This window comes from Paenibacillus plantarum (assembly GCF_013141695.1).
GTDB classification, from domain to species: Bacteria; Bacillota; Bacilli; order Paenibacillales; family NBRC-103111; genus Paenibacillus_E; species Paenibacillus_E plantarum.
Window position 1 is genome coordinate 1 of sequence record NZ_WHNY01000064.1, and the last position, 25075, is coordinate 25075.

At 44.3% G+C, this 25075-nt stretch carries 25 protein-coding genes and 1 pseudogene; 15 read left to right on the forward strand and 11 right to left on the reverse strand.

The window, feature by feature from the left end; all coding sequences use genetic code 11:
* Positions 1-84: 84 nt before the first annotated feature.
* On the reverse strand, positions 85-771 hold the full coding sequence (locus GC096_RS21300; protein WP_171633004.1) for a DUF559 domain-containing protein: 687 nt from the start codon (positions 769-771) through the stop codon (positions 85-87).
* Positions 772-988: 217 nt separating this feature from the next.
* Between GC096_RS21300 and GC096_RS21305 the strand changes: the two genes are divergently transcribed.
* The 7 genes from GC096_RS21305 (at position 989) to leuB (ending at position 9244) form a co-directional block, all read left to right on the forward strand.
* On the forward strand, positions 989-1816 hold the full coding sequence (locus GC096_RS21305; RefSeq protein ID WP_171633006.1) for a VanW family protein: 828 nt from the start codon (positions 989-991) through the stop codon (positions 1814-1816).
* Between the two features lie 248 nt (positions 1817-2064).
* Positions 2065-3552 (forward strand): spore germination protein, encoded by a 1488-nt coding sequence (locus GC096_RS21310; RefSeq protein ID WP_171633162.1) that lies wholly within the window; start codon positions 2065-2067, stop codon positions 3550-3552.
* Complete coding sequence (locus tag GC096_RS21315; protein ID WP_171633007.1) at positions 3549-4649, forward strand: GerAB/ArcD/ProY family transporter; 1101 nt, start codon at positions 3549-3551, stop codon at positions 4647-4649. The genes GC096_RS21310 and GC096_RS21315 overlap by 4 nt, the downstream gene beginning before the upstream one ends.
* Positions 4646-5764, forward strand: a complete 1119-nt coding sequence (locus GC096_RS21320) for a Ger(x)C family spore germination protein (RefSeq protein WP_171633009.1) — start codon at positions 4646-4648, stop codon at positions 5762-5764. Before GC096_RS21315 ends, GC096_RS21320 begins: the two co-directional genes overlap by 4 nt.
* 32 nt (positions 5765-5796) lie before the next feature.
* A complete protein-coding gene (locus tag GC096_RS21325) occupies positions 5797-6897 on the forward strand; it encodes a GerAB/ArcD/ProY family transporter (protein WP_171633010.1) in 1101 nt (366 codons plus the stop codon).
* The gene (locus GC096_RS21330; RefSeq protein ID WP_171633012.1) at positions 6894-8015 is read left to right on the forward strand and encodes a Ger(x)C family spore germination protein; all 1122 of its coding nucleotides are present in this window, start codon (positions 6894-6896) and stop codon (positions 8013-8015) included. The genes GC096_RS21325 and GC096_RS21330 overlap by 4 nt, the downstream gene beginning before the upstream one ends.
* 149 nt (positions 8016-8164) lie before the next feature.
* The gene (leuB, locus tag GC096_RS21335; protein WP_028554011.1) at positions 8165-9244 is read left to right on the forward strand and encodes a 3-isopropylmalate dehydrogenase; all 1080 of its coding nucleotides are present in this window, start codon (positions 8165-8167) and stop codon (positions 9242-9244) included.
* A gap of 86 nt (positions 9245-9330) precedes the next feature.
* On the opposite strand, the gene GC096_RS21340 is transcribed toward leuB, so the two are convergent.
* Positions 9331-10065: an SDR family oxidoreductase gene (locus GC096_RS21340; RefSeq protein WP_171633013.1), complete on the reverse strand. Its 735-nt coding sequence runs from the start codon at positions 10063-10065 to the stop codon at positions 9331-9333.
* 63 nt (positions 10066-10128) lie between these two features.
* On the reverse strand, positions 10129-10743 hold the full coding sequence (locus GC096_RS21345) for a Crp/Fnr family transcriptional regulator (protein ID WP_171633015.1): 615 nt from the start codon (positions 10741-10743) through the stop codon (positions 10129-10131).
* A gap of 135 nt (positions 10744-10878) precedes the next feature.
* Here GC096_RS21345 and GC096_RS21350 point away from each other — a divergent pair, with 135 nt between their 5' ends.
* The gene (locus tag GC096_RS21350) at positions 10879-11427 is read left to right on the forward strand and encodes a peroxiredoxin (protein WP_028554012.1); all 549 of its coding nucleotides are present in this window, start codon (positions 10879-10881) and stop codon (positions 11425-11427) included.
* A 99-nt stretch (positions 11428-11526) separates the two neighbouring features.
* Complete coding sequence (locus tag GC096_RS21355) at positions 11527-11853, forward strand: glycine cleavage system protein H (RefSeq protein WP_171633017.1); 327 nt, start codon at positions 11527-11529, stop codon at positions 11851-11853.
* On the opposite strand, the gene GC096_RS21360 is transcribed toward GC096_RS21355, so the two are convergent.
* From GC096_RS21360 to GC096_RS21380, 6 genes and pseudogenes are all read right to left on the reverse strand, one after another.
* A complete protein-coding gene (locus GC096_RS21360; protein WP_171633018.1) occupies positions 11850-12164 on the reverse strand; it encodes a hypothetical protein in 315 nt (104 codons plus the stop codon). The genes GC096_RS21355 and GC096_RS21360 overlap by 4 nt on opposite strands.
* Positions 12165-12226: 62 nt before the next feature.
* Positions 12227-14191 carry a glycoside hydrolase family 15 protein gene (locus GC096_RS21365; protein ID WP_171633020.1) on the reverse strand — a complete coding sequence of 655 codons (1965 nt, stop codon included), beginning with the start codon at positions 14189-14191 and terminating at the stop codon, positions 12227-12229.
* Between the two features lie 179 nt (positions 14192-14370).
* Positions 14371-16527, reverse strand: coding sequence for a 1,4-alpha-glucan branching protein domain-containing protein (locus tag GC096_RS21370; protein WP_246302877.1), 2157 nt, complete (start codon positions 16525-16527; stop codon positions 14371-14373).
* A 69-nt stretch (positions 16528-16596) separates the two neighbouring features.
* Positions 16597-17391: pseudogene (locus GC096_RS39580) on the reverse strand (polysaccharide deacetylase family protein); the annotation flags it as partial.
* The gene (locus tag GC096_RS21375) at positions 17388-17954 is read right to left on the reverse strand and encodes a DUF4912 domain-containing protein (protein WP_171633023.1); all 567 of its coding nucleotides are present in this window, start codon (positions 17952-17954) and stop codon (positions 17388-17390) included. The pseudogene GC096_RS39580 and the gene GC096_RS21375, both read right to left, overlap by 4 nt.
* Before the next feature lie 175 nt (positions 17955-18129).
* Complete coding sequence (locus GC096_RS21380) at positions 18130-18342, reverse strand: hypothetical protein (protein WP_312886319.1); 213 nt, start codon at positions 18340-18342, stop codon at positions 18130-18132.
* A gap of 192 nt (positions 18343-18534) precedes the next feature.
* Between GC096_RS21380 and GC096_RS21385 the strand changes: the two genes are divergently transcribed.
* Positions 18535-18957, forward strand: a complete 423-nt coding sequence (locus GC096_RS21385; protein WP_171633026.1) for a hypothetical protein — start codon at positions 18535-18537, stop codon at positions 18955-18957.
* A gap of 87 nt (positions 18958-19044) precedes the next feature.
* On the opposite strand, the gene GC096_RS21390 is transcribed toward GC096_RS21385, so the two are convergent.
* A complete protein-coding gene (locus GC096_RS21390; protein ID WP_171633028.1) occupies positions 19045-19818 on the reverse strand; it encodes a LytR/AlgR family response regulator transcription factor in 774 nt (257 codons plus the stop codon).
* Positions 19819-20007: 189 nt separating this feature from the next.
* On the opposite strand from GC096_RS21390, the gene GC096_RS21395 reads away from it, so the two are divergent.
* Positions 20008-20637 carry a hypothetical protein gene (locus GC096_RS21395; protein WP_171633029.1) on the forward strand — a complete coding sequence of 210 codons (630 nt, stop codon included), beginning with the start codon at positions 20008-20010 and terminating at the stop codon, positions 20635-20637.
* Here GC096_RS21395 and GC096_RS21400 read toward each other — a convergent pair.
* Positions 20608-21249 (reverse strand): helix-turn-helix domain-containing protein, encoded by a 642-nt coding sequence (locus GC096_RS21400; RefSeq protein WP_171633031.1) that lies wholly within the window; start codon positions 21247-21249, stop codon positions 20608-20610. The genes GC096_RS21395 and GC096_RS21400 overlap by 30 nt on opposite strands.
* Positions 21250-21502: 253 nt before the next feature.
* Between GC096_RS21400 and sigI the strand changes: the two genes are divergently transcribed.
* Genes sigI through GC096_RS21420 form a run of 4 tightly spaced genes read left to right on the forward strand, consistent with a single transcriptional unit; the run spans position 21503 to position 24953 of the window.
* Positions 21503-22291 carry an RNA polymerase sigma factor SigI gene (gene sigI / locus GC096_RS21405; RefSeq protein ID WP_171633033.1) on the forward strand — a complete coding sequence of 263 codons (789 nt, stop codon included), beginning with the start codon at positions 21503-21505 and terminating at the stop codon, positions 22289-22291.
* A 19-nt stretch (positions 22292-22310) separates the two neighbouring features.
* A complete protein-coding gene (locus GC096_RS21410; protein WP_171633034.1) occupies positions 22311-23750 on the forward strand; it encodes an anti-sigma factor domain-containing protein in 1440 nt (479 codons plus the stop codon).
* A 20-nt stretch (positions 23751-23770) separates the two neighbouring features.
* Positions 23771-23926 carry a hypothetical protein gene (locus tag GC096_RS21415; RefSeq protein WP_171633036.1) on the forward strand — a complete coding sequence of 52 codons (156 nt, stop codon included), beginning with the start codon at positions 23771-23773 and terminating at the stop codon, positions 23924-23926.
* A gap of 13 nt (positions 23927-23939) precedes the next feature.
* On the forward strand, positions 23940-24953 hold the full coding sequence (locus GC096_RS21420; RefSeq protein WP_171633038.1) for an aldo/keto reductase: 1014 nt from the start codon (positions 23940-23942) through the stop codon (positions 24951-24953).
* Positions 24954-25075: the final 122 nt, after the last annotated feature.

The following is a 25075-nucleotide window of genomic DNA, read 5'->3' on the forward strand; positions in this document are numbered from 1 at the left end:
TACGCCCGGGCGTGAAGTGAGGAAATAGCGGCCTTTTTGGGCGCTATTTCAGTGTGTGCGGTGTTGCTACTTCCTTTCCCGTCCTCACCTAACCATCTGAGCAGCAACTCTTGGATGCAAGTGATAGCATCTTATCCGCTGCTGCCCTTCAACCGCGGGAACGAGAAGCTGTTTCTCTTTCATCTGGTGGAGGATGTTCCTGGATTTCTTAATTCCGAATTGTAAATGTTCGGATACATGACGAGGAGAGATGGCTTTTCCATGTGAGAGGGCTAGTCGACAAATTGTTTGTTCAATGATACGTAACTCCCCATATTGATCTTGCTCCTTATGCTGTTCACTGAAATACTTCCCAATAAATTGCAGGATAATTTGCTCGCACATACGAGGACGATTCTTCACATCATCATAGGAAAAACGCAGTACTTTCCATCCATCGATCATCAAATGATTTTGACGAATGAGTCCATCAGAGAATTGTGTGCGACTGATCTCGCTGGCATGCGTGGCGTACCCATCAATCTCGATAGCAAGTTTCAGCCCTTGTCGCATGTAGGCAAAATCGATATAACGAGTGCCATCGCGGAAATCCTTGACCTCAAATTCTGGATGCAAATATAGAAACTCGCCTAATGCTCGCCACCACACCTGTTTCAGAAATAATCGCTCTGCATGACCATGACCTTCTAGTAATCTTCGCAATCGTTCACCCTTACGTTTCCTAGTGTGCTCCTGAATGAATGCCTCATAAGAAGTATCGAATACTGACAAATCCAATCTCGCCCCTTTGAAAAGAAAATAAAGAAGCCGCTCCCTAGCATCAGCAGAGGCTGAACTAGAAAAGCGGCGTGTGCTTCACTACCATTTTTTAACACTTTACCATAGGTATAATGGAGTGATCAAGCTAGAAGACGTTTTGGGTCCGTTGACTTGGGATTATTTAGAAATTAAGATGGGAAGAGGATATGAGAAAGGGGGCGTTCACCGGATGAGTACACCCTTAAAACCGATCCATCGAAGTCGTGCAAGGATTTATCTAGGGATCAAAGCATATCGGTTGAAACGATATTGGGCCTGGTTATTCGATGACAAAAAGTACGCCACTCATAAACAGAGCGACATGCTCCCTCAACGAGCTTTCACGCACCGTACACCGCTTCTAAGACAGTTGAAAGATGTAGATATGTGGCTTCAGCATAACAAAGTAATCAATTTGAAAAAGGCTGCAAAGCAGTTGAATGGCGTGATCATCCAGCCTGGTGAGACTTTTTCCTATTGGCGCTTGATTGGCAGTACACCCCGTAGGAAGGGATATGTCGATGGCATGGTGCTTTTTCACGGAAAGGTGAAGACAGGTGTAGGTGGCGGTTTATGTCAGCTTTCGAATTTGATCTATTGGATGACGCTGCATACGCCGCTTACGATAACGGAAAGGTATCGCCACAGTTATGATGTATTTCCAGATGCGGGGAGATCTCAGCCTTTTGGGAGCGGGGCAACGTGTTATTATAATTACTTGGATTTGCAAATTCGGAATGAGACACAAGAACCGTATCAGCTGATGATCCATGTTTCGGATACCCATTTAATTGGTGAATGGCGTACACGTAGTCGCAATCTTCATAACTATGAAATTTATGAGAAGAGCCACAGAATCACACGAGAGTACTGGGGTGGATATATTCGTCATAATGAAATTCACCGAAGGGTACTGAATCGAGAAGGGCAGCTCTTAAGGGATGAATGGGTGACGGATAACCATGCGATTATGATGTATGAACCTTTGTTGACTGCCGGAGATGGCAATAAAAATTGATGAAGAAATCTTAATTAAATTCATGGTGAAAATATACAAAAATGGTGATCTCTTCATTTTCATAATTGTAAAACCGAGTTACGCACATGCCCTTTCTTGCCACAAGGTAAGAAGGGCATTTTTGTTTGTGTTGACGAATAAATTTCCGTGAATGTGGGAAAATATGGTGTACATGTCATATCGGAATGGTGGTGGAAGACGGGGTGTTGATTCGGAGATGGTTAAAAGGGATAAAATCAGATCCAATCATGAAATCATCCGTGCCTCTAAATCAATCGATTTCAGGAGTACTTGACGATGATATTACCACGATTCAAGAGTTCTTTACTTTTGCACCAGATCTTTGTATACGTCAGTTTCAATTAAAAACCGGAGATAATGCCGTTTTGGTTTATTTGGAAGGGCTCATTGATAAATCTGCCATTAATAATAACATCTTATATCCGCTGATGTATGAGGTCGAGTCGATAAGCGATATTGGGTCCTCTTCCATTTCGATTGCAAAAACAGATGTTGCCACCTTATGGTCAGATCTTGAAAATGCGATTTTTCAGGGTAAAAGCATCCTTCTCATTCATGGACAGATGCGCTCAGTTATTTTACACACACAAGGCTGGCCTCAAAGAGCAATTAAAGAGCCCCAAATCGAATCCACTTTAAAGGGGTCACATCAAGGATTTGTCGAGACATCAGGGCAAAACATTGCCTTAATCAGACGTTATCTTCCAAATCGCGAACTGAAAATAAAAGAATACAACATCGGATCTCGGGGAAATACGAGAGTGTCTATGATGTATCTGGAAGATGTTGTGCAACCTGATTTCGTGACAGAAATGGAGGGCCGACTACTTCAAGTTAATGTGGATGCCATATTAAATACGGGTGAATTAGCGGAGTTTATTGAAGATCATCCGATTAGCCTATTCCCACAGTTGATCATGACGGAACGCCCGGATTCTGCAGCAGCCCATATTTTGCAAGGAAGAATAGTAGTCGTTGTCGACCACTCCCCTAGTGTAATCGTGGCTCCTGTAACATTCGCATCCTTCTTTCAAAGTGTTGATGATTACAGTAATCGCTGGCTCATAGCCAGTTTCCTACGTTTATTGCGCTTTCTAGCTTTAATTACAACGATCTCTCTATCGGCTGTATATATAGCCATTGTTTCGTTTCATTATGAAGTACTGCCTTTGGCTTTGTTGATATCGATTGGAGAATCCAGAGCAAAAGTTCCTTTTCCTCCGATTGTAGAAGCGTTTCTAATGGAGCTTGCGTTAGAGATGCTGAGGGAGGCGGGGTTACGTCTACCAGGCCCTATCGGCCAAACGATAGGTGTCGTCGGGGGTATTGTCATCGGTCAGGCGGCCGTGCAAGCGGGAATTGTGAGTAATATTATGGTTATTATCGTTGCCATAACGGCCATTTCCTCTTTTATTATACCTGATTATGATATGTCATCCTCTTTACGGTTGCTGCGCTTTCCGATGATGCTTTTGGCCGCAGTATTCGGTATGGTAGGCATTGTGATTGGACTGATGATTATAGGTGCTCACCTGATTTCAATGGAATCATTTGGCATATCCTATGGAAGTCCGATTGCGCCCATCCGATTGTCTGATTGGAAAGACGTGTGGATTCGACTCCCGATGTGGAAGATGAAAAAGCGTCCGGTCTCGGCCCATCCTACGCAACTTATAAGACAGGGGGCAAACAGAGAAGGTGAAGATCAGTCATGAAAAAGTATACGTTTAATCAACTTTCTTTGATCCAATACATTTTAATTATTTTTGAAACGCAAGTCGGCATCGGTATCTTATCCATTCCCCGAGATTTAGCTATTACTGCTGGTACGGATGGCTGGATATCCATTGTATTAGGTTCGATTTTGTCGACACTAGTAAGTTTAGTTGTCATTCGAATTATGAATAAAAACCCCGAATCTACGCTGTTCGAGCTATTATCACACTACTTTGGGACGATGGTGGGTAAAAGTATTTCTGTTCTTTGGATTTTGTATACGGCTTATGCAGCAAGTGTGGTATTGTTCTCAACCGTCTATATCGTAAAGCTATGGATTGTACCTGATATACAGGCATTTATCTTGATGATCCTGTTTATCATCCCGATCTATATCATTACCAAGCATGGAATAAGGGTAATCGGACTCTTTGCAGAGCTCGTCTTTACTATCTCGTTGTGGATGCCATTCTTGTTGTTATTTGCCTTAAAAGATACCCATTGGCTATTTCTACTTCCCATCGGTAAAGAAGGCTTGATGCCCATTTTGTCTACCGTAAAACCAACCATCCTGTCTTTTCTTGGATTTGAACTTGCTTTCATGTTATTTCCTTTTCTAAAGGACAAGAAATCCGCGTCCAAAGGTATTATCATTGGAAACTCGTTATCCATGATTGTTTTTGTAATCGTAACCGTAATTTGTTTTGTTAGATTCTCTCCTGATGAGATCAAAGATTACGCCTATCCCACACTCAGCCTACTGAAGCTCATCCAATTACCATTTCTAGAGAGGTTGGAAATCATTTTTCTTTCCGTTTATTTATTTACACTGTTCATGACGATCATTCCCTACTTGTATACAGCTGTACTAGGTGCAAGTAAATTAGTAGGCAAACAGGATCATCGGAATATGTTGCGAATCGTCGTGTGCCTCTGGTTATGCTCATCCTTCTTTTTTGTCCCTTCTTCTTCCCAAATCAATCAAATGGGTAAATCGTGGGGGATGGCAGGTACTTATTTCGCGTATGTGTTTCCTGTTTTCCTTTGGATCTACGGATGGTTCTTCCATCCCACTAGAAAGGCGCAAAAGCAATGAAAAACGTGAGAAACATAGTATTGATTGGGGTAGCTGTATTATGTTTAATGGGGTGCGGTAAAGAAGTATATATTGAAAATCAACGGTTTATGATTGCAGAAGGTATAGACCTTGATGAAGATAATAAGTTTGTCATTTACACAGCAAGTCCAGTCTTCAGTAAAGAAGCTACAAATAAATATAAAATCACAACGGCAACTGCGGATACGTTACGTATAGGTAAGAAAAAACTCGAGTCGAGAATAAGCGGTAGTTTTGGGCCAGGAAAATTGCAAAGTATTCTTATAGGAAAAAAATTATTGCAGCAAATCGATGTATTACCCTATCTTGATGTCTTCTTTCGCGATCCAAAAAATGAAATTAATGCAAATATGATCGTGGTTGATGGGTCTGTGAAAGATGTTATGTATGCCAATACGAGTGATAAAGGGGAACTGGGCAGCGTACTCAAACTAATGGTAGAAAGCGCATATAAATCCAGAATTTCAGTACTGACTACACTGCAGAAATACCATCAGCAAAAGTTGGATACTGCAATAACACCAAGCATAACTGAAATGAAAGTAGACAAGGGGGAACTTGTCATTACAGGAACCACTCTTTTACATAAAGATGGTACCTATGCAACTTCTTTGAATAATCAAGAAAGTTCTCTGCTGTTATTGTTGCAGCACAATACGAAGAATCCCATACCGTTAACATTTCACCTTCCTTCTGAGATGTTTCATACGGACGAAGAAATGTCTTATGTGAGTTTCAATATAAACAAGGTAAATGTCAACATGAAGCACAAGTTTGAAGGAAGTCATCTTACAGTCGATGTCTTGATGAAAGTTCAGATCGATTTAATGGAACGTATGTTTGATTTAGACATGGAGCAACAGAGCAGACAGTTAGAACGAGCGATTGCAGAAGAACTAACGAAAGAATGCCAAGATCTAATCAAGAAAGCAGGAAAGTATCAAGTCTATCCATTTGGTTTAGGGATTTATATAAGATCACATGATTATAAAAACTGGAAAAAGATCGAGGATAACTGGGGGCAAGTAATCTCTGATGCCATAATAAATATGTCAACGCAAGTTAACATCAAAAATATCGGTGTTTCCAAATAAAGCTAAGCAGAAGAAAAAAAGGGGGGGGATTAATGAATAAATATTCGTTCAATCAAATCTCCTTGATCCAATATATCCTTATCATTTTTGAAACCCAAGTTGGGATTGGTATCCTATCTTTGCCTCGCGATTTAGTGAATACGGCTGGAACTGACGGATGGATATCAATTGTATTGGGGTGGATGATGTCTACGCTATTAAGCTTAGTTATCATTCGTATTATGGCAAAAAATCCCGAACACACGTTATTCGAACTCTTATCTAAATACTTTGGTAAGTGGGTGGGAAAAGGTCTAGCAGCCGTATGGATTCTATTAGCGGTATATGCAGCAAGTATCGTTATGTTTTCAACCATTCATATCATCAAAATATGGATTGTACAGGAAGTAAGGAACTATATCTTAATGATCCTGTTTGTCATTCCCATCTATATGATTACCAAGCAAGGGATAAGGATGATTGGACTCTTCGCTGAGCTTGTTTGTTTTGTTACTTTGTGGATACCTTTTTTATTGTTATTTGCACTAAGGGATATCCAATGGATGTATCTTTTTCCAATAGGAAAAGAAGGCGTGCTTCCCATTCTGTCTGGCGTGAAATCAACCATATTTTCTTTTATTGGATTTGAACTAACTTTCATTCTTTATCCGTTTCTTAAGGACAAGAAATCCGCATCCAAGGGAATTGTGATTGCAAATTCATTAACGATGATGGTCTATGTTGCCGTTACAATTGAATGTTTTATTAGATTCTCTCCCAAAGAAGTCACGGATTATGTATATCCCGTACTCAATTTATTGAAAGTTATCCAATTACCTTTTATTGAACGGTTGGAGATTATATGTCTCAGCTTTTATTTGTTTATCCTATTTATGACGATGATTCCTTATCTCTATGCGGCTGCATTAGGAATAACTCAATTATTAGGCAAACAGGATCATCGGTATGCATTACGAGTCATTTTATTCGTATGGGTATTAATTCCATTCTTTTTTGTACCCAATTCTTCTCAAATCACTCGGATGGCTAACTCGTGGGGACTGGCCGGTATATGCAGTGCTTTCATATTACCACTTGTTCTATGGATGTACGGATGGATTTTTCATTTCGTTAGAAAGGAATCCAAACAATGAAGAATTTTAAGCCTATTTCGTTAACATTGGTCGTTTTAATGATTGTATCAGGGTGTGGTAAAGCCATATATATAGAGAATCAACAGTTTGTACTTACAGAAGCTATTGATTTTGACGAAAATAATAAGTTAGTCGTTTACACGTCAACGCCTGTTTTCAATAAAGAAGCCAAAGATAGATTTAAAATCACTTTCTCAAGGGCTGACACGATGCGTAAATCCAAAGGGGAAATTGATAGTAAGACGAGCGGCAGACTTGCTTATGGAAAATCTCAAAATGTTCTCATAGGAAAAAAACTGCTGCAGCAAAGAAACGCACTTCCCTATTTAGATGTTCTCTTCCGGGATTCTCGAAATGAGATCAATGCGAATGTGATTGTGATTGATGGAACCGTTAAAGATGTCATGTATACGAACATGAGCGATAAAGGCCGAATCGCCAGCGTGATCAAAGATCTTGTAGAGAGTACGTATAAGAGCAGGGTTAGTGTGCAAACTTCACTGCAGAAATTTCATTTACAAGTAAAGGATAAAGGAATGACGCCTGTACTAACTGAAATGAAACCAGAGAAAAATGAACTCGCTATTACAGGTACCACGCTTTTACACAAAGATGGGACCTACGCGGCTTCTTTGAATCATCAAGAGACTTCGCTGCTCATCTTATTGCAAGGCGACTCGAAAAACAGCATACCATTAACGTTTCACATTCCTCCTGACTTGTTCGATACGAGCAAAGAATCGTCCTTTGTGAGCTTTAACATCAAAAAAGCTAATCCAAAGATCAAAGCGAAGTTCGAAGAAGATGACCATTTGACAATCGATATTCCGATGAAGGTTCAGATCGATTTGACAGAGCGGTTGTTTCCTCTAGATGTAGATGAGAAGAAAAAAGAACTAGAACGAGCCATTGAAATCGAGTTGCAGAAAGCATGCGAGACTTTAATCAAGAAAGCTCAAAAATACCAATTAGATCCCTTTCAGTTTGGCGTTCATGTACGTGCATTCCACTATAAAGACTGGAAGAAGATAGAGGATAATTGGGGAAAAGTGTTAGCTGAAGCAACAGTCCATATTTCACCTAAGGTGATCATCAAAAGCATTGGAGTTCTAGAATAGTCATTGAGAAATGTTAATAGGTGAAACCTATAAACGCGATAGATTTTATATCTAAAGAAGAGAGTCTCCTTATGGTACAATGAGTTCAGGATATAACGATAGGAATGCTAACGAACTAGGTTTGCTAAAATAAGGAGTGAATGATTGTCATGGCTGATGTTAAAAAAATTGCGGTAATCGCTGGGGACGGTATTGGTCCAGAAGTCGTTGCAGAAGCAGAAAAAGTATTGAAACGTACCGAAGAATTATTCGGATATCAATTTGAAACAGAACACGCGCTTTTCGGCGGTATCGCAATCGATGAGAAAGGTACACCGCTTCCGGAAGAAACGTTGAAAGTTTGTCAATCCGCAGATGCTGTACTTCTTGGAGCCGTTGGTGGTCCGAAATGGGACAACAATTCCAAAGAGCTTCGTCCTGAAACAGGTCTTCTAGGTATTCGTAAAGCGCTTGGCTTGTTCTCCAACATTCGTCCTGCGTTCATCTTCGATTGCTTGAAAGAAGCTTCCACATTGAAACCAGAAGTTCTTGAAGGCACGGATTTGATCGTTGTTCGTGAGTTGACTGGTGGTATTTACTTCGGTGAGAAATTCCGTCGTGAAACAGCTAACGGCCAAGAAGCGGTTGATACTTGTGCATATAACGTAACTGAAATCGAGCGTATCGCACGTCAAGCGTTTGAAATTGCGCAAACACGTCGTAAGAAGCTTGCTTCCGTTGACAAAGCGAACGTTCTTGAAACATCCCGCCTATGGCGCGAAACGGTTAACCGTATCGCGGCTGACTACCCAGATGTTGAGCTAGAGCACGTATTGGTTGATAACTGTGCGATGCAATTGCTTCGCCGTCCGTCCAGCTTCGATGTTATCGTAACAGAGAACATGTTCGGCGACATCTTGAGTGACGAAGCAGCGATGCTGACAGGCTCCATCGGGATGCTAGCATCCGCTTCCCTTGGCGAAGGCGCATTCGGCTTGTACGAGCCGGTACACGGTTCTGCACCTGATATCGCAGGTCAAGGTATCTCCAACCCAATCGCAACCATCCTTTCCGTTGCCTTGATGTTCCGTTTGACTTTCGGTTACCACGAAGCTGCGGATTCCATTGAGCGCGCAGTGAAAGAAGTCTTGGACGCTGGTCACCGCACAGGCGACATCGCAGTGGATAAGAGCACAGCGATCGGTACGCTGGCAATGGGTCAACTGATTGTTGACGCAATGCGCAAATAATCATACAAATAAGCTCGCACTTTCGAAGCAAGTTTGCTTCGGGAATGCGGGCTTTTTTTTAATAGCAAGATGAGGGAAGGGATCCATTACCCATTCTTCAGAAGCTTATCTGCTAGGGATGGAGAGATCCGCTGGATCATTCGGAGAAGCTTTATTTTGCCAATCAGAATCTCATAACGATCTCGCTCAAAGCCCCGTACGAATTCGTTAACGAGCTGATCCGGTGTAATTTTCCCTTTGCCTCGACCTTCTGTCATTTCGGTACTGACGAGTGGCGGGATGATTTCGAATACCTTAACCCTCGTTGCTTCCAATTGATAGCGTAACCCCTTTGTGAAGAGATGGACAGCAGCTTTGGTTGCACAGTATACGGGGGCGGATTTCTTGGGAACAAGCCCGAGACCAGAGGACACATTGACGATAGCGGCATTGGGCTTCGCGGTAAGATGTGTTAAAAAATTACTGCATAACTGAATCGTAGACGTAAGATTGATCTGGATTTCACGATTGATTTTGCTCGAAGGATCAGGTTCTTGAAGGAAATCATAGTTGAGTTGGATGCCAGCATTGTTGATGAGGATATTCAGGTCGGGGTGCGCCTTCAACACGTTCTGTGTGAAGTTATGGACATCAGCTGGATTCTCCAAATTACACGGATAGGCAATGAGTGCGGGACAAGCTTGAATAGCTTGGTCTAAACGATTGACGTTACTGCTGGCAATAATTACTTTATTGCCCTTCTCCGCGAGGCGTTTGGCCAGCGAGAGGCCGATGCCTGCAGAGCCTCCTGTAATGAGAATGCAATGACCAGTTAGTTTCATTTGAGCTGCGTCCTTTCGAATGAGGGATTTCATTCAGCATAAAGGAGTCAGCCGCGAATCTCATTAACTTAGGTTAATCGAATCAGATCCTGGTTGTACTTTCCGCCACTGTGCGCGTATCCGACTAAGAGCGACCGGGGTGATGCCTAGATAGGAAGCGATATAGTACTGGGGAATTTCCTTGTCTAGTGTACCAAACTCCTCTAAGAAGCAGCGATATCGATCCTCTGCGGATAAGGTCAGCAGCTGCATTTCGCGTCTTTCTTTTTTTACATACAAGCCTTCAACCATCCGTCTCGCCAAACGTTCCCAAATCGGATCTTCGGCGGTTAGAGCCAATAGATCAGGGTAGGAGAGGCGCAATAAATTTGCGGGCTGTAATGCTTGAATAGAGAACTGGGAAGGGCTGCCTGTCAGCAAGGCGGTATAGGAAGTGATGAAGTCATTAGCTGCACAGAAGGACTTGATGCGTTCCTTGCCATCATAGGTGCTGTAATAAAGGCGAAAACATCCTGATAAGCTAAAATATAAATAAGAAAGTGAATCGCCAGCTCGAAGCAAATGCTCACCTTTGGCCAATGTTGTGGTTGTGAATAAGCTCGAGAAACGCTTCTTTTGGTCCTCTGTGAGAGGGAGCAAACGATCCAAAAATGTATGCAAAGGAATGAATGCGTTCACAAGTGGTAAGCCTCCATGGATTAAAATAATTATTATCTAGTATACGATCTAATTATTGACTTTCAAGTAGGGGGATGATACCATTTTATACGGATAATATAGAATTTAGATAGATTTTGAGGAGGAATTATACCCATGGCAGAACGTTTAGTTGGTAAACAAGCTCCTGATTTTACAATGGAGACAGCTACAGGTGACGGTACAGCATTTGGTAAAGCATCTTTGTCCGATTACAAAGGAAAATGGTTAGTTCTTTTCTTCTACCCATTGGACTTCACATTCGTATGTCCAACTGAAATCACAGCACTTAGCTATGCTGCTGATCAATTCAAAGCTTTGGACACTGAAATTCTTGGTGTTTCCATCGACAGCATCCACACTCACAAAGCGTGGATCAATACACCGGTTAACGATAATGGTCTTGGCAAATTGGCATTCCCACTTGCTGCTGACATTACGAAATCCGTTGCTCGTGACTACGGCGTTCTAATCGAAGAAGAAGGTATCGCACTTCGCGGTCTATTCATCATCGATCCAGAAGGCGAATTGAAATACGAAGTTGTGAACCACAACGACGTAGGCCGCAGCGTAGAAGAAACACTTCGTGTGCTTCAAGCGCTTCAATCCGGCGGATTGTGCCCAATGAACTGGAAACCAGGCGACAAAAACTTGGTTGTTAAATAAGTTTTAATTACATAGGAAGGCCCCTCGGTAAGCATGCGAATGCGGGCGGAGGGGTCTTTCTTGTTACATATGAAAGCATTGTGAAAGGCGGATAAGCATTTGACAGATAACGAAGAAGTACTGAATCATGACGCTATGTATTGGATTCGCGACGAAGGCACGCATGCCGTCATTGGATTGACTGAAGCGGGACTAGAACGATGGGGGATGATACTGTTTATCGAACTCCCCGAAGTTGGTGAGGTATTGACAAAAGGTGCGTACATGGGTCTTGTCGAGACCGCTGAAAGCGAAATTGATTTATTCGCCCCTATGTCTGGCAAAGTAACGTCGATGAACGTGATGCTTGAGCGCTCGACCGAGCTTCTGTACGCGTCGCCATTGGTGAAAGGTTGGCTGATTCGACTGGAGAAAGGAACGGATTAGTCCGAGCCGCCGCCGTCTCCTCCTCCCGAATCCCCGGAGTCGCTGGAACCACCAGAATCCCCGCTGTCGTGACCCCCGTCGTCGCTGTGGTGATGGCTGTGGTGTCCGCTGCCGGAATTGCGTGAGTGGTAATCATAAGTTGATGAGTCGCTCCAGTCGCTTGAAGCACTTGCAGCAGCTCCTTTTCTGCGAGCTTGTCCCTTTGTCACGTATTGATTTTTCGATTTGCGTCCCTTCCGCAAGCGGTTCCACGCTAGATAAAGAAAATAGATGATAATGATACATAAAATGTAGAAATTTAAATTCCCCAAAACTTGTTCCCCCTAAGGCCGGATATGAAAAGAGGACAAGAATAACTCCTGTCCTCTATCGTTTATTTCCCTGAAAGCTGTTTATATTTGTTCAAATACTTGACGACAGTCAGTACATAGGTCGCATGGGACCAAGTAAGCGGAGCAACAGACACCGGTTCGCCAGAGAAAGGATCCAATTGCTCAGACAATACACCACTTTCCATGGCGTGTTTGACGACCCACTCCAGCGTTTTGCGAGGAGCTTCTAGATCACCAACAGATTTGGCATACTCGATCTCCCATTCGGCGATCCAGAGGGTACAAATGATCCAAGGATTGCCGGGCACTTTCTCAATATCGGTGGAACGTTGGAAGTAATAATCATGATGATAACGGGCGGAGCCACCGACTTCGGTCTTGATCATGAGACCTTCTTTGTTTGCTAACATTGTGCTTACCACACGTGGATCGTCAGCAGGGAGTACGCCAAATTCAAAAATACCGTACACAGAGCTTTCCAATGTCATATCTTTCACCCATTGGCCGTCTTCCATATACAAGCCGCGAACGAAACGTTGTTCACCTTCGTCCCACAGATGCTTGAGGATACCTGATTTGATTTTCTCCGCGGTATGCTTGTAGCGATTGCTTCGCTCTTCATCTCCAAATAAGTTACTGAAGTTCGATGCAGCGATCAATCCGCCGTATACAGCCGAGGCAGTGAAGGTATAAATCCCGTAGCGTTCTTCCCACAGATCGTAGCTCGGCTTCGGTAAATTCAGTTCTTGATCAATGTAAGTGGACATGAATCTCGCCGCTCTACGAATGAGGTTCCGATACAGCGATTGCGCAAATTCGAGACTTCCATTTTTCTGGAAATCCTGCCATAGAGCAAATAACACAAGTGCTGTCTCATCTTCCTGAATTGGAAGCTGTACACGACCAGAATGAATATAAGGATGCCAGCTGGAACCTACCGTACCGTCCGGATTGTATTTGTGATGCAAGTAACCTTCTGGTGACAGCACATTCGCACAGAAGTTAAAGAATGGAATAATCATGCCTTGGTAGCCAGCCATGGACATGGAATAAGCGATTAACGCACCATCGCGCGGCCACATGTAGCTGTAATGATCTCGGTTGCTCTGCATGATGTCAGAATCGTTCGCGGCAATAATAGCCCCGTTCACATCGGTTTGCGTGCGGACGAGCAACAAGCTTTGTTTGAAGAGGCGTTGCACTTCAGGTGTGAGATCGAAGTAGTCGCGATCGATTTTGTTCGCCCAGCGCTGCCAGTACACTGTCACACGGTCTAGCAGCTTGCCTGGGTGACTGTCTTTGACATAGGAGTCAAGCTTCTTAACTTCCTCCAAATTCTTGCCTGCGCCCATCCAGTAGTAGAGCGTTTGATTGCCGTTAGGAGGAACGAACAGTCGGAAAGAGATCGTACTATCGACAGACCCCTGTGCAATCGCATTGCCCATGAGATGGCCATCTTCCGCATCTCGCCATGTGCCTTCTGCGTTATAGAACCTTTTGACACCGGTAGAATATTGAAATATCCCTTCCGTGCCCGTACTTCCGTTAAACATAAAGTAACGATCTTTTTTATAATGAAAAACGGTATTCGTAGAAGGGTAATAAGCGGCTGTATCACCAACCTCTGTCTCATTAATGAGCAAGTCTTGGTTGAAGAACATTCGTACTTCACGAACCGTATTCGTGTGATTGGTAATATGAATTCGTTTCAAATAAATATCCTCACGCTGGTGAACACCGTCATTCATAAGCAGAGTAACACCGAGGCCGGGATGTGTAGCTGTCACTTCAGTGACGAGGGAATCCTCCACATACGCGAGCTTGAATTGCCACTCAGGGGCATTCAGCCATGCGAAGTCGCCATCTACCCAAACACCAACACGGCACTGATAACCGCCAATATGGTTAAGCTGGCCTACGAAAGGATAGTACAGATCCCGCATGTAGGAATGCTGATCGAGGTTAATAAGGAATTTTCCATTTCCGATGACCAGATGTCTTGGCAATACAATCACTTCCCCACTCATTTGTTTGATCGCGCATTCAGATCAGGCCAAGAGGACTGAACGATGGAGCACAAGTCTTGCAATTAGGTTACCTAATTCTGACAAAGGAATCAATGATTCTTTGAAAAAAAACTGAAAATTCTTACTGGTCACGCTTTCATTTGGTACGGATATCCAAATTACTTGATTATTTCCTTTTGATGCTGGGAATGACTGGTTGAAGCAGCCAGACTCGAAATCACAGCCTCGTAAACGTGAGTTGTCAAAGATCCAATTTTCTTCCAGTTATATTCACTGTGAACGGTACGTAAGGCGGTAGCAGCAAGCTTAGAGGCATACTGCGGTTGTTCCAATAGCTGAATGATTTGTGCGGCTAAGGCATCCTTGTCGCCTGGCGGACATGTACATCCGTTAACCCCGTGGCTGACAATCTCCGCAAGGCCTCCCGTATCTGAAACGATAAGTGGCGTTCCGCTGGCCATCGCTTCCAATGCGACTAATCCGAAAGGTTCGTAGAGACTTGGGAAAATACAAATTTCTGCCCTTTGTAAAAGCAAGCTTTTGTCAGCCTCATCGAGAAATCCTGTGAAGCTTACCCGATCTCCGAAGCTAAGAGCGAGTTCCTCTAAGCTATCTCGCTCATGACCCATTCCAGCGATGACGAGTTTGGCATTTGGGTATTGAATGAGTACTTGCGGCATCGCGGCCAAAAGGGTGTGAACGCCTTTTTCATACACAAGACGGCCTAGAAAAGCAAGAACACGCTGCGGCATCTCGGTTGGGGAAATGGCGTTAGCAAGCAGTGGATTCATCGTAAATAACGCTGGATCTGGCTCAGGCAAGGGAGAAACACTGTTTGGAATTACGGTAATTTGGTGAATAGGAATATGAAAGAGCGCCTTCATTTCCTGCTGCATGGATAGACTGCAAACGATGAGATGATCGGCCGCTTCTGTTAATTTACCTTCTATGGTATGAATCCGCTTTTGAAGCGGTGACTCGAGTTTGCCAAGATTACGTCCTGTTTCCGTAGCGTGAATCGTTGCTAGAAGCGGGAGGCCCACTTGATGCTTGGCGACATGTGCCGTGTAGTAAACAAGCCAGTCATGTGCATGCACCAGATCGAATACGAGGCCCTGTCGTAAAATGCCCAACATGAGATCCGTGAACGCCATATTCATTTGAAATACACGATCTAGGAAGTGTAAGGAGTCGGTTGTAGGGATGACTTCCGCTCGATGAATATGGACCCCCTCGGAAACCTCATAAGGAAGAGACTCGGGAGACTGACAGGTGATGACATGAACGGAATGTCCATCGGCAGCAAGCTGTCTGGATAAATCGCAAACCGCTCTTGCCAGTCCGCCAATGACATGTGGCGGGTACTCCCAAGCGAGCATGAGAATACGTAGCTTGGACGGATGGCTCTGTTGGGTCGCCTCAATGTTCGAGGCAACGGCAACTTCGCTTAAACGCATGACGGTATCTACACGGGATAAGGCGCATAGAAGGGCATGATCAGAGGAAGAGGGCTGAAAAAGTCGATAATGAAGCTCGGGTAAGAAAGGCGTCTTTCGTTCCAAAGCGTGCACCAGCGTGGCTAGCTCTTTGTCAGATCCGCCATTGTCTACTGTATTCATAAGGTTATGGAATTGGGATAAATGCGTTTCGATGCGCTTCGTCGCGTAAGAGGTGACCGTATCCGCATCCAGAATGAACGTCCAGTCGCTGCTCTGCGCAAGCATCAGCTCCCGCGCCGCTTGATTCAGCGTCCGCAGCTGCAGGCTGCTAAGCGCTGTCGGGTCCTGGTGCTTCTGCGCAGCCAGCACCATGCGATCCTCCGCCGCGTGCAGCCGCGGCGTAACCCACTGGCTGCGCGGCTGCAGCCAGACCTCGGCATAGCCGCCGCGGCCCCAGCTCGACACCGGAAGCGTAGCTTCGGTGGTCGGCGCATGGGCGGCGGCGTAGCCGCCGAGCGTAGTCGTGCAGACGACTACGCTTTCATCACTGCGCGCGGCAAGGCCGCGCAGCACGGCTTCGAGCCACTGGTGGCCTTCGTACCACCAGTGCCCAAGCAGTTCGGCATCGTAGGGGCATACGATGACATAAGGCTCTTGAGGCGCAGACGTAGCCTCTGCGCCTAACGCCAGGCGCCGCTCCGCGAGGCGGCGCACCTGCGCCACCCGGCTAGCGATGAAATGCTCAGCATGCTGCTGAGCTTTCTGAGCGGCCCGCGCCGGGTCGTAGGGCACTTTGGCGTCACCCTCGCCGGTGACGCTGTAGTACTTGAAGCCCGTGTTGATGCGTGCGCCATCCGGCAGCACATAGGGCTTCAAGTAAGCCCACTCGGCCCCGCCTTCGCGGCCGAGGTCATGCCCGATATCGCGATAATATTCGCGATAATCGGGGTCGCCGGGGTAACCGACCTCGGCGCTCCAGACATGGGCGCCGGCCTCGGGATCCCGGGCGAACGCACAGGCGCCGCCTGCCGTGCGCAGCGGCAGACCTGCGATGTCCTTGTCGGGGTCGCCGTCGCGGCGAGCTAAGGTGTGCGCATGCGTATCTACGATGAAGTAACGTAGATCGAGCGCTTGCAGGTGTGGCTCAAGCGCAGGCGAATAGCCGCACTCTGGCAGCCAGATGCCTGCAGGCGCGACCCCGAAGTGCCGGCGGAATTCCTGTACCGCCGACTCGAGCTGCGCACGCAGCGTACTATCGTTCTTTACCAAGGGGAGAAACGCATGTGTCGCGGCGCAGGTAATTAATTCTAAGCAGCCTGTGGAGCTAAGGCTGCGGAACTTGGCAATGAGATCGCCGTGGAGCCGATCGTACAGGAGGCTGAGCCGGTGGTACCGATCCGCGTACAGCTTAGCTAACGGGCCGAAAGCTTCATCGCCCCATAGGCGAATGACTTCACGCTGCCCCAACTCGCAAAGCGAGGAGAGGTGCTTGCGAAGTCGTAGATGCATGCGGGAATCTTCTAGCATGGCAAGCAGGGGGGGAGATAATGACAAGGTAAGTCGGAATGGCACTTCATCTTCTATAAGCTTTTCCATCATGTCGATGAGAGGCAAGTACGTATCGACAACCGCTTCGAAAAACCAGCGCTCTTCTAACGTAATGTCAGATGCATTGTGGCGAACATAAGGGATATGGGCATGCAAGAGCAAAGCAACATAGCCTTGTACGTTAGTGCTCAATCAGTATCGCCTCCAGATTCCATATCTACAAGGTAAGTGTTCTTCGGCACATACACCGAATAGGCCGAGAAATACGCATGTTCATCAGGCGTTACTTGCGGTAAGAGAAGAGACGTTAGCTGGTAAATGAAAGGATGATCAGTTTCCACTGGATGATGATCGCTAGGCAGGCTTATCGCTGGGATTTGAATGATATTGGAATGCAGAAGCGGAAGGAAATACCCTTGCTCATTCCGGATACCTAGTTGTGCATAATACGATTGACCGAGGGCTAACCCGCTGAGAAAGCAGGAATCTCCAGGGGGTAGCATAAGCTCTGAGACCCGATCTGCGGGTTGCTGCTGCTTGCTGAAAGACATGCTGGGAGATGGATCGACTACTTCGTGAAACCGTAGTGTAGGAGATAAAGAGCGCCAGTCCTTTTGGAAATGTTCTTGCAGAAGCATCTGCTTACTGGAAGAAATCTGCCAATAAATATACTGGACAGAAGGGGATTGTGCCAGTAAATAAAGGGTATCGTGATCAAGGGCAAAGGGGCGTGCTTGAATAGAGATCAGACTCACCTTTTCTGCTTGCTTATGTTGGAAGAAGGAACAATTGCACTAATCCTATGTTTTATTGTATCATATGCGCCATATAAACCAAAAATCTCCACCCCATATGAAAGGGGGGAGATTGCTTGTGTACCACTTGCGGTTGCTCATCATGATTGGCCGAAGGTATGGGTGATCTTGTGTCTTACTTGGTAGAAATGTTTTCTTCCATGTACCTACTTTCCGTAAGTCTCATTAGAGAATCATACCGATTTGCCGATGTAAAAACCAAGAGATACTCATCTTGTTTTACATTGGTGTAGGAGGCTCTGAATCCGGTATGATACTGAACTGTCATGCTGGAGGATTGATCGTCATACTGCACAAAGGCTATCTGTCTGGAAACACTCGGAATCATGTTCACGCCGCTCTCCCCTTCATCTTAAGAATTCGGAAAACACGTAATGGATCGATCATTACTATAATTATGCTTATTCAAACACATTTAGAATGATTTGGCATTCGCTAGCTCTCTTATGAAAAAGGAATTTCACACATTTGTAACGAATATATTAAATTAATCCGGGTTCGACGATTAGGAGGGAATTCCATGAGTTTTTGCTGTGGAGCCAGTATGATTGGAACAAAAGGTACTTTGAAGCACATACGTACACAAATTCACAATGTGCCCATCCTCTTCTGCCCGGTATGTCACCATATTGAGGTTCACTATCTGGTGGAGAACGAATATGAAATCCTTGCTGAGTATGCCCATGGGGATGGTGCTGTTGAAGTCGATTTTATTGAATACGTAGATGGCAAAGATCATCTGTTGCACGACAACTGTGTAAATCATGAAGGCGAAGAGCCGCTCGATATCGTTCGCTGCCAAATTGACATGGCGTTAGATCTGTTAGGATTCGCCAAAACGATTGAGGATCAAGAATGGGAAGAGCAACTTAAGAAGCGATTAAAAATGCTTAGCGCACGCCGCGACAAGCTGAAAAATAAAAAGACCTCTAAGAATTCTTAGAGGTCCGATTAAATGGAAAACCTCCTGCTAATTTTCTGGATTTTGCTGTTTTCGAAGCAATGGCCAGAGAATAGTTGGAGGTTTTTCTTATTTGACTTCCAGCAGCAGTTTTGCGAATTCCTTCTGTAAATCACGGCTGAGGGGGATCTTGACGGAGGTATGCCTCAAATGAATGACAAATCTCCGAGAAGTGGGGAACCCGCTTTCTTTCACAAACGATACGACATGCCGCAGATTCACTAGATAGCCCTTGAAGGGGCTGAACATATGAGGCGTGCTTTGAGCCAAAATATCCGATAAATTCGAACTGGATTCCATTTGTGCCCCGTTTACCAGATGAATTCTGGAGAGTCGCTTGTCTTCCTTTTCCACAAAGAGAATGGCATCTTCGGAGATAGGGAGTTGTGATTTTTGATTTTTAACGGTAATCCACGTTGCTGAACCAGGCTGTGGTTCTTCCGAAATTCGGCTTCGATCTAATTGGATTTCTGCAATCGTTTTGCGGATGGCCGCTTGAAATTTCGGCAGCATAACAGGTTTGGAGAGAAAATAGACAGAATCAAGCTCATGAAAGGCGGTCAAGATATGCTCGGTATTCGTTGTTCCGCTAACCATAATGACCTTCATTTGATACCCCGATAGTCGTAAGGCTTGCACAACGCTGATGCCATCCAGTTTACCTTCAAGCCCAATATCCATGAGGAGTATATCAGGTTGCAGCTTATCGTAATCCCTCAGAAATTGTTCCCCGTCCGATACAATCGAAATGACCTGTAATCCACATTGCTGACAATAGTTTTCAAGTAATTGACCTACCCAGTAATTATCTTCTACGATGGCGACTGTAAAGCCATGCTTCATTTACTGATCTCACTCCAATCCTTTCTAAGACAATAACAGGAACTTTTGTCATCTTATACGCTATAACAGCCAACTTAGTCCACTTTGAAGGCAAAAGTATGATTATCTTGTATACTTTTAATGTAACTAAAGAAATTGTCAGGTTGCTTATCGCATGATTTCGTCGCTTAGAAATGAGGGAAAGCGCAATTGTTCACATGGGTAAAATTGATACTAGCTATTATTCATTTTGTTCCCATGCTCTTATTCTCCTTGTTGCTATTTCGGATTCGAATAAAGCCATATTGGAAACAAATATCGCTAGCCGTGCTGGTAGGCTCACTGCTCTCATTAATTAATAATTCGCCTTTAATATTGGTTTGCATCATATGTATTTTACTGATGTGTGTATGGAAATATCGGTTTGTTCCTGCTTTACTTATAGCACTTTCGGGCTACATTATGCCAGTTCTTATATCTACGACTGTCATTGTGTGCGTCGATTTCACGCAAGACGAAGCTTATAATGTGATCAAGGACGATCAAACTATCACTTATGTGACGCGCTTCTTTATTCAGTGTTGCACTTTCATATTCCTTATGACGCTATATAAGCGGAGATTAGGATTTACCTTTCTTTCGCATTATACGAGAATTCCGTTCAACCGGGAAAATGTCGGGGTATATTTATACATGATCGTTGTTATTGTTGGCATGATCTACCGTCATGCTTTAAGTGATAATGTATTCAGTGTAGTGATGCCTATTCAGCTATTGAGTATGGCAACGATTCTCTTCATCTATGTCATGCTAAGTAAAGAACTTGGCTTTCAACGATGAGGGACATTGAGTACCCAATGATTCCAAAGCGTGTCCATTATTAAATGCGACATAATCAAGAATAGTTTGATGATACTTCTTTTGTGGTATTGCTGCGGCAATGATGAAGGGTGCATTTTCATAGGTATCAAAATAAAGTTTGCCTTCTGCGGAGGCATACTTTTTTATTTTGTTCAGATTTACGAAAAGATGCATATCCATTTTCACAAAATGATGCTCTGTTAATGTTTCAATAAAGTGTGTAAAGGCCACCAGAGATTCGACCTGTTCTTCTCGCATGCCGTCTTCTGAATAGTAGATAATCGATTGGATGCCGAATTCGACATACCAGATCGTATCCAGATTTGCTTGCGCAGGCTTCGACCAGGTGGAAGTTTCTTCTAGATATCCTGCCTTTTTAAGTAAATCCGTATAGGGGTATTGATATGCTTGTGCCAACTTTCTCAAGGTCTCGGGAGAAGGTTTAATGACATCATTGGTCGTCCGATTACGACCCAGTTCCAAATCTCTAATATATGCATGAGATAGGCCGCTCTTATTAGCTGCTTTACGCAATGAAGCTTTGCCTCGTAACGTTTCAAGAAACTTACCGAAGTTATTGCTTGCTTCCATATGAAACACCTCCCCTGTCTTACCACCTCTATTCAACATTGCTCATCTGAGAGGGCATCGTGATAGAGGTTTTCTTAATATTATAAAGGATTGATAAAGCAATTGAAACCGTAAACAAGGGTTTATTTGCCAGTAGGTGCTCATTTAGAGATCTATGTTATAATGAATCAGCAAATTATTTATAAATTTCATCATACGTACCCCCCGAATTGTTATATATAAGGACGAAACTACTATACTGTGAGGTGGAAAGGTGCTACTGGTACTATTCAAAAAGTTTCTGGGAAAGAAAGAGTCCCATGGAAAAAATGAACCGCAAGCCTCTTCACTTGAGGTAACTATACATGAGATTCAAAAGGGAGACCTACGACTAAGGAATCAATTTATTGCTGATTATCAGCCCTATGTAGCTAAAGTAACAAGCAGGTTTTGCAAGAGATTTATTGATCCCGCAAGAGATGATGAATTTAGCATTGCCCTAGCGGCTTTTAATGAAGCTATTAATCAATACTCTTCGGTTATGGGCAGATCTTTTCTAGGTTTCGCAGAGACGGTTATCAGGCGAAGGCTCATTGATTTTATTCGTAAGGAGCAACGCTTCAAAGGGCAAATCCCTTATAGCTCGTTTGATCAAGAAGATGATGAAGATAACTTAATGAATCCCATTGAGGTTCATCAAGCCATCGAAGCCTATGAGAAGCAGAAGGGTTTAGAAGAAAGGCGAAGTGAAATTATTGATTTTAATCGCTGCTTAAGTGATTTTGACATTAATTTCTCGGAATTAACGGATGCCTCCCCCAAGCATGACGATTCAAGGCAGATGCTTTTCGGTATCGGCCGCACACTTGCACAGGATTCAGAGCTTATGCGCACTCTGTTGACGAAACGACAGCTGCCAATTAAAGAGCTGCTCGAGCAAGTTCAAGTATCTAGAAAAACCTTGGAACGAAATCGTAAGTACATCATTGCCATTGCACTAATTTTTAACGGTCCATATCCATATTTACGGGATTACTTACATATTCGCGATGAAGAAAGTTGAATGAAAGGAAGAACAGCGCATGAACAAGGGGATCGTAATGGAATTAAGCGAAAGCTCCATTATTGTAATGAATTCAAAGGGGCGTTTTGATAAGTTGCCAAGGGGGACGCGCAGCTGTGAGTTAGGTGAAGAGATTCTCTACTCACCCGTGAAGCGTCGGTTGCACGTTCCGCAAATGGCGGTCGTTTCAGCATTAGCTGCTGCTATTGTTGTGTGCTTTGTTCTCGTCACGACCTTGTCTGGTGGCGTGCCTGGCAATAGCGTTGTTGCGTACGTAACGATTGATATTAATCCAAGTGTTGAGATTGGCATTGATAATAATGAGATTGTACGTGACCTGCATGGACTGAATACAGACGGTGAGGATTTGATTCAAGCGTTAGTGTTTGAAGGTAAATCCTTAGAGGATGTAACGTCTGATATTCTCGATAAAGCCGAGCAAGGGGCATTGGCGAAGGGCGAAGGAGATATTATTATTTCCTCAACGGTTGTAGGAGCCAAAACAACGGTCAGTGACGAAGCTATTGCGACGAAGCTGAAGGCTCAGGTCAATAAACACATCGAAGACAGTCATCCGGACCAAGTGAAGAACTATGAAGTGCAAGCCTTCGCTGCGCCACAAGAAGTAAGGCAGGAAGCGAAAGCAAGTGGTGTATCCGCCGGGAAATATGCGATCTATCTCAATGCCATTGATAATGGTGCCAAAGTATCGCTGGATGACATCAAAACGACTTCTATTCATCAACTTGCCAAGGACAACGGTGGTATTCAAACGTTCGTTAAACCAGATAAACCGATTGATAAGTCTTCTTTGCAAAGGTTACTTGCTGACGAGAAGTCCGGTAAGCTTAGTGAACGAGCTGAGCAGACTTCCACTGCTGCCAAATCCGGTTCGGGTAATTCATCGAATAAAGATGACGATAAAAACAGTAAAAATAACAATGGCAAAGGTAACAATGCAGGGAGTAATACCCCAGGCAAAGTGACGCATAAACCAACGCCGACACCATCATCGAAGAATGATCGTGACAAGAATGACAATAACGGTAGAAATAATAACAATAATAATAGTAACAATGGTAAGAACAACGGAAATGATAAGAATAGCGGAAATGATAAGAATAACGGCAACGATAAGAATAGTAACGATAATAAGGATGATCGCAAACCGACCCCAAAGCCGGATCGTAAGGATGATGACGACGATGGGAAGAAACCTACGGTTACGAACAAACCAACTTCTACACCCAAGGCAACTCCAACTCCAACACCAAAGGCAACATCAACACCTAAGGCAACTGCGAAGCCTACAGTGAAACCAACAAGTTCAAGTAAACCTACGGTGAACCCATTCCAGCAATCGAAGGATGACAACGGGAAATTCCCAGGTGTCAATTGGGGGGGCTGGGGCAACAACGATCGGAACGACAATGGTAATCAAAATGAGGGAAGAAGATAAAGAAAGAGCACCTGAGGCATTTGTCTCAGGTGCTTTTGCATGTAAGTGACCTCGTTCACAGCATGGAAAGTAGAACGGACTTGTATTACAATATTGAAGTACAGAAGGAAGCTCTTGCGGGAGAGCATGAGGAAGAAGAAGAGGAAGTAAATCTGGTAGTGAACCAGCAAACCTGAGGGGGAATAGGGCTTGAAATATTCAACATTTGGGAAGTCAGGCTATAAAGTGTCGTCATTAGGATTTGGCGCCATGAATTTGCCTAGCGTACCCTTGGAACAAGCGAGAGAAGCGCTTAATTATGCTTTGGATCATGGCATCAATTACATAGATACTGCGGCAGCTTATAGGAATAGTGAGGAAATTATCGGGGAGTGCATCTCACACCGAAGACAGGATTATTTCTTAGCAACGAAAACGGGAGCACGCGATTATGCGACTGCGAAAGCCGAGATTGAGCGAAGCCTGGTTCGAATGAAGACCGATCATGTTGATTTACTGCAAATTCACTATGTGAACAATGTAACGGAATATAAGAAAGCGATGGAAGTCGGTGGCGCCTACGAGGCTGCTCTAGAAGCTCAGCGTGAGGGGAAAGTGCGATTTATCGGCATTTCCGGACATCGTCCAGATCTGCTTGTCAAATGGATCGCCAAAGAGCAATTCTCGCAAATATTATTTCATTTGAATTTGGCGCAGCCGTTTGCCTTGGATGAGCTAATTCCCAAAGCAGCTGAGATGAATTTGATGCGTGTAGCGATGAAGCCTTTATCAGGTGGATTCATTCAACCCGTGGATCGGGCGATCCGCTATCCGTATAGCCAAGATGTGCATGTAACCATTTCAGGAATGGTTAGCGTCAAGGAAGTGCAAGAGAATTTGGATGCGCAACGGAAAGAAGTTGGCCAAGAGGAGCGCCACGAACTAGAACAGCTTGCACTTGAGTTAGGTGAGCACGATTGCAGACGGTGTAACTATTGCTCCTGTCCGTTGGAAATCCCGATCCCTGACGTGATGATCGCGAGCAAGTTCAGGGAGAAATTCGGCTTGCTGCCGAAAGGGGATGGATTTTTCCAGCGTCATCAGGAAAAAATAACTAGCTGTGCAGACCATGATCCTTGTAAAGTGGTCCCGCTGTGCGAAGCGAAGTGTCCGTACCAACTACCTATGTCATCGGTTGTGCAGAAGGCTGCTTCGTTTTATTAGGAGGAAGCCGCTATTGGAGACTCGGTAATGATGCTGCATGACTACATGCGCGTCAGTTCAGGCCAATAACTGGAAAAAGTCCAGCTAATATTGACTAAATACATCGATTTAGAGGAATAGAT

Bases quoted from the DNA above. Each gene is read 5' to 3' on its own strand.
- GC096_RS21305 (WP_171633006.1), top strand. From the start codon at position 989: ATGAGTACACCCTTAAAACCGATCCATCGAAGTCGTGCAAGGATTTAT.
- GC096_RS21310 (WP_171633162.1), top strand. From the start codon at position 2,065: ATGAAATCATCCGTGCCTCTAAATCAATCGATTTCAGGAGTACTTGAC.
- GC096_RS21315 (WP_171633007.1), top strand. From the start codon at position 3,549: ATGAAAAAGTATACGTTTAATCAACTTTCTTTGATCCAATACATTTTA.
- GC096_RS21320 (WP_171633009.1), top strand. From the start codon at position 4,646: ATGAAAAACGTGAGAAACATAGTATTGATTGGGGTAGCTGTATTATGT.
- GC096_RS21325 (WP_171633010.1), top strand. From the start codon at position 5,797: ATGAATAAATATTCGTTCAATCAAATCTCCTTGATCCAATATATCCTT.
- GC096_RS21330 (WP_171633012.1), top strand. From the start codon at position 6,894: ATGAAGAATTTTAAGCCTATTTCGTTAACATTGGTCGTTTTAATGATT.
- leuB (WP_028554011.1), top strand. From the start codon at position 8,165: ATGGCTGATGTTAAAAAAATTGCGGTAATCGCTGGGGACGGTATTGGT.
- GC096_RS21340 (WP_171633013.1), bottom strand. From the start codon at position 10,065: ATGAAACTAACTGGTCATTGCATTCTCATTACAGGAGGCTCTGCAGGC.
- GC096_RS21350 (WP_028554012.1), top strand. From the start codon at position 10,879: ATGGCAGAACGTTTAGTTGGTAAACAAGCTCCTGATTTTACAATGGAG.
- GC096_RS21380 (WP_312886319.1), bottom strand. From the start codon at position 18,342: ATGATTCCGAGTGTTTCCAGACAGATAGCCTTTGTGCAGTATGACGAT.
- GC096_RS21385 (WP_171633026.1), top strand. From the start codon at position 18,535: ATGAGTTTTTGCTGTGGAGCCAGTATGATTGGAACAAAAGGTACTTTG.
- GC096_RS21390 (WP_171633028.1), bottom strand. From the start codon at position 19,818: ATGAAGCATGGCTTTACAGTCGCCATCGTAGAAGATAATTACTGGGTA.
- GC096_RS21400 (WP_171633031.1), bottom strand. From the start codon at position 21,249: ATGGAAGCAAGCAATAACTTCGGTAAGTTTCTTGAAACGTTACGAGGC.
- GC096_RS21410 (WP_171633034.1), top strand. From the start codon at position 22,311: ATGAACAAGGGGATCGTAATGGAATTAAGCGAAAGCTCCATTATTGTA.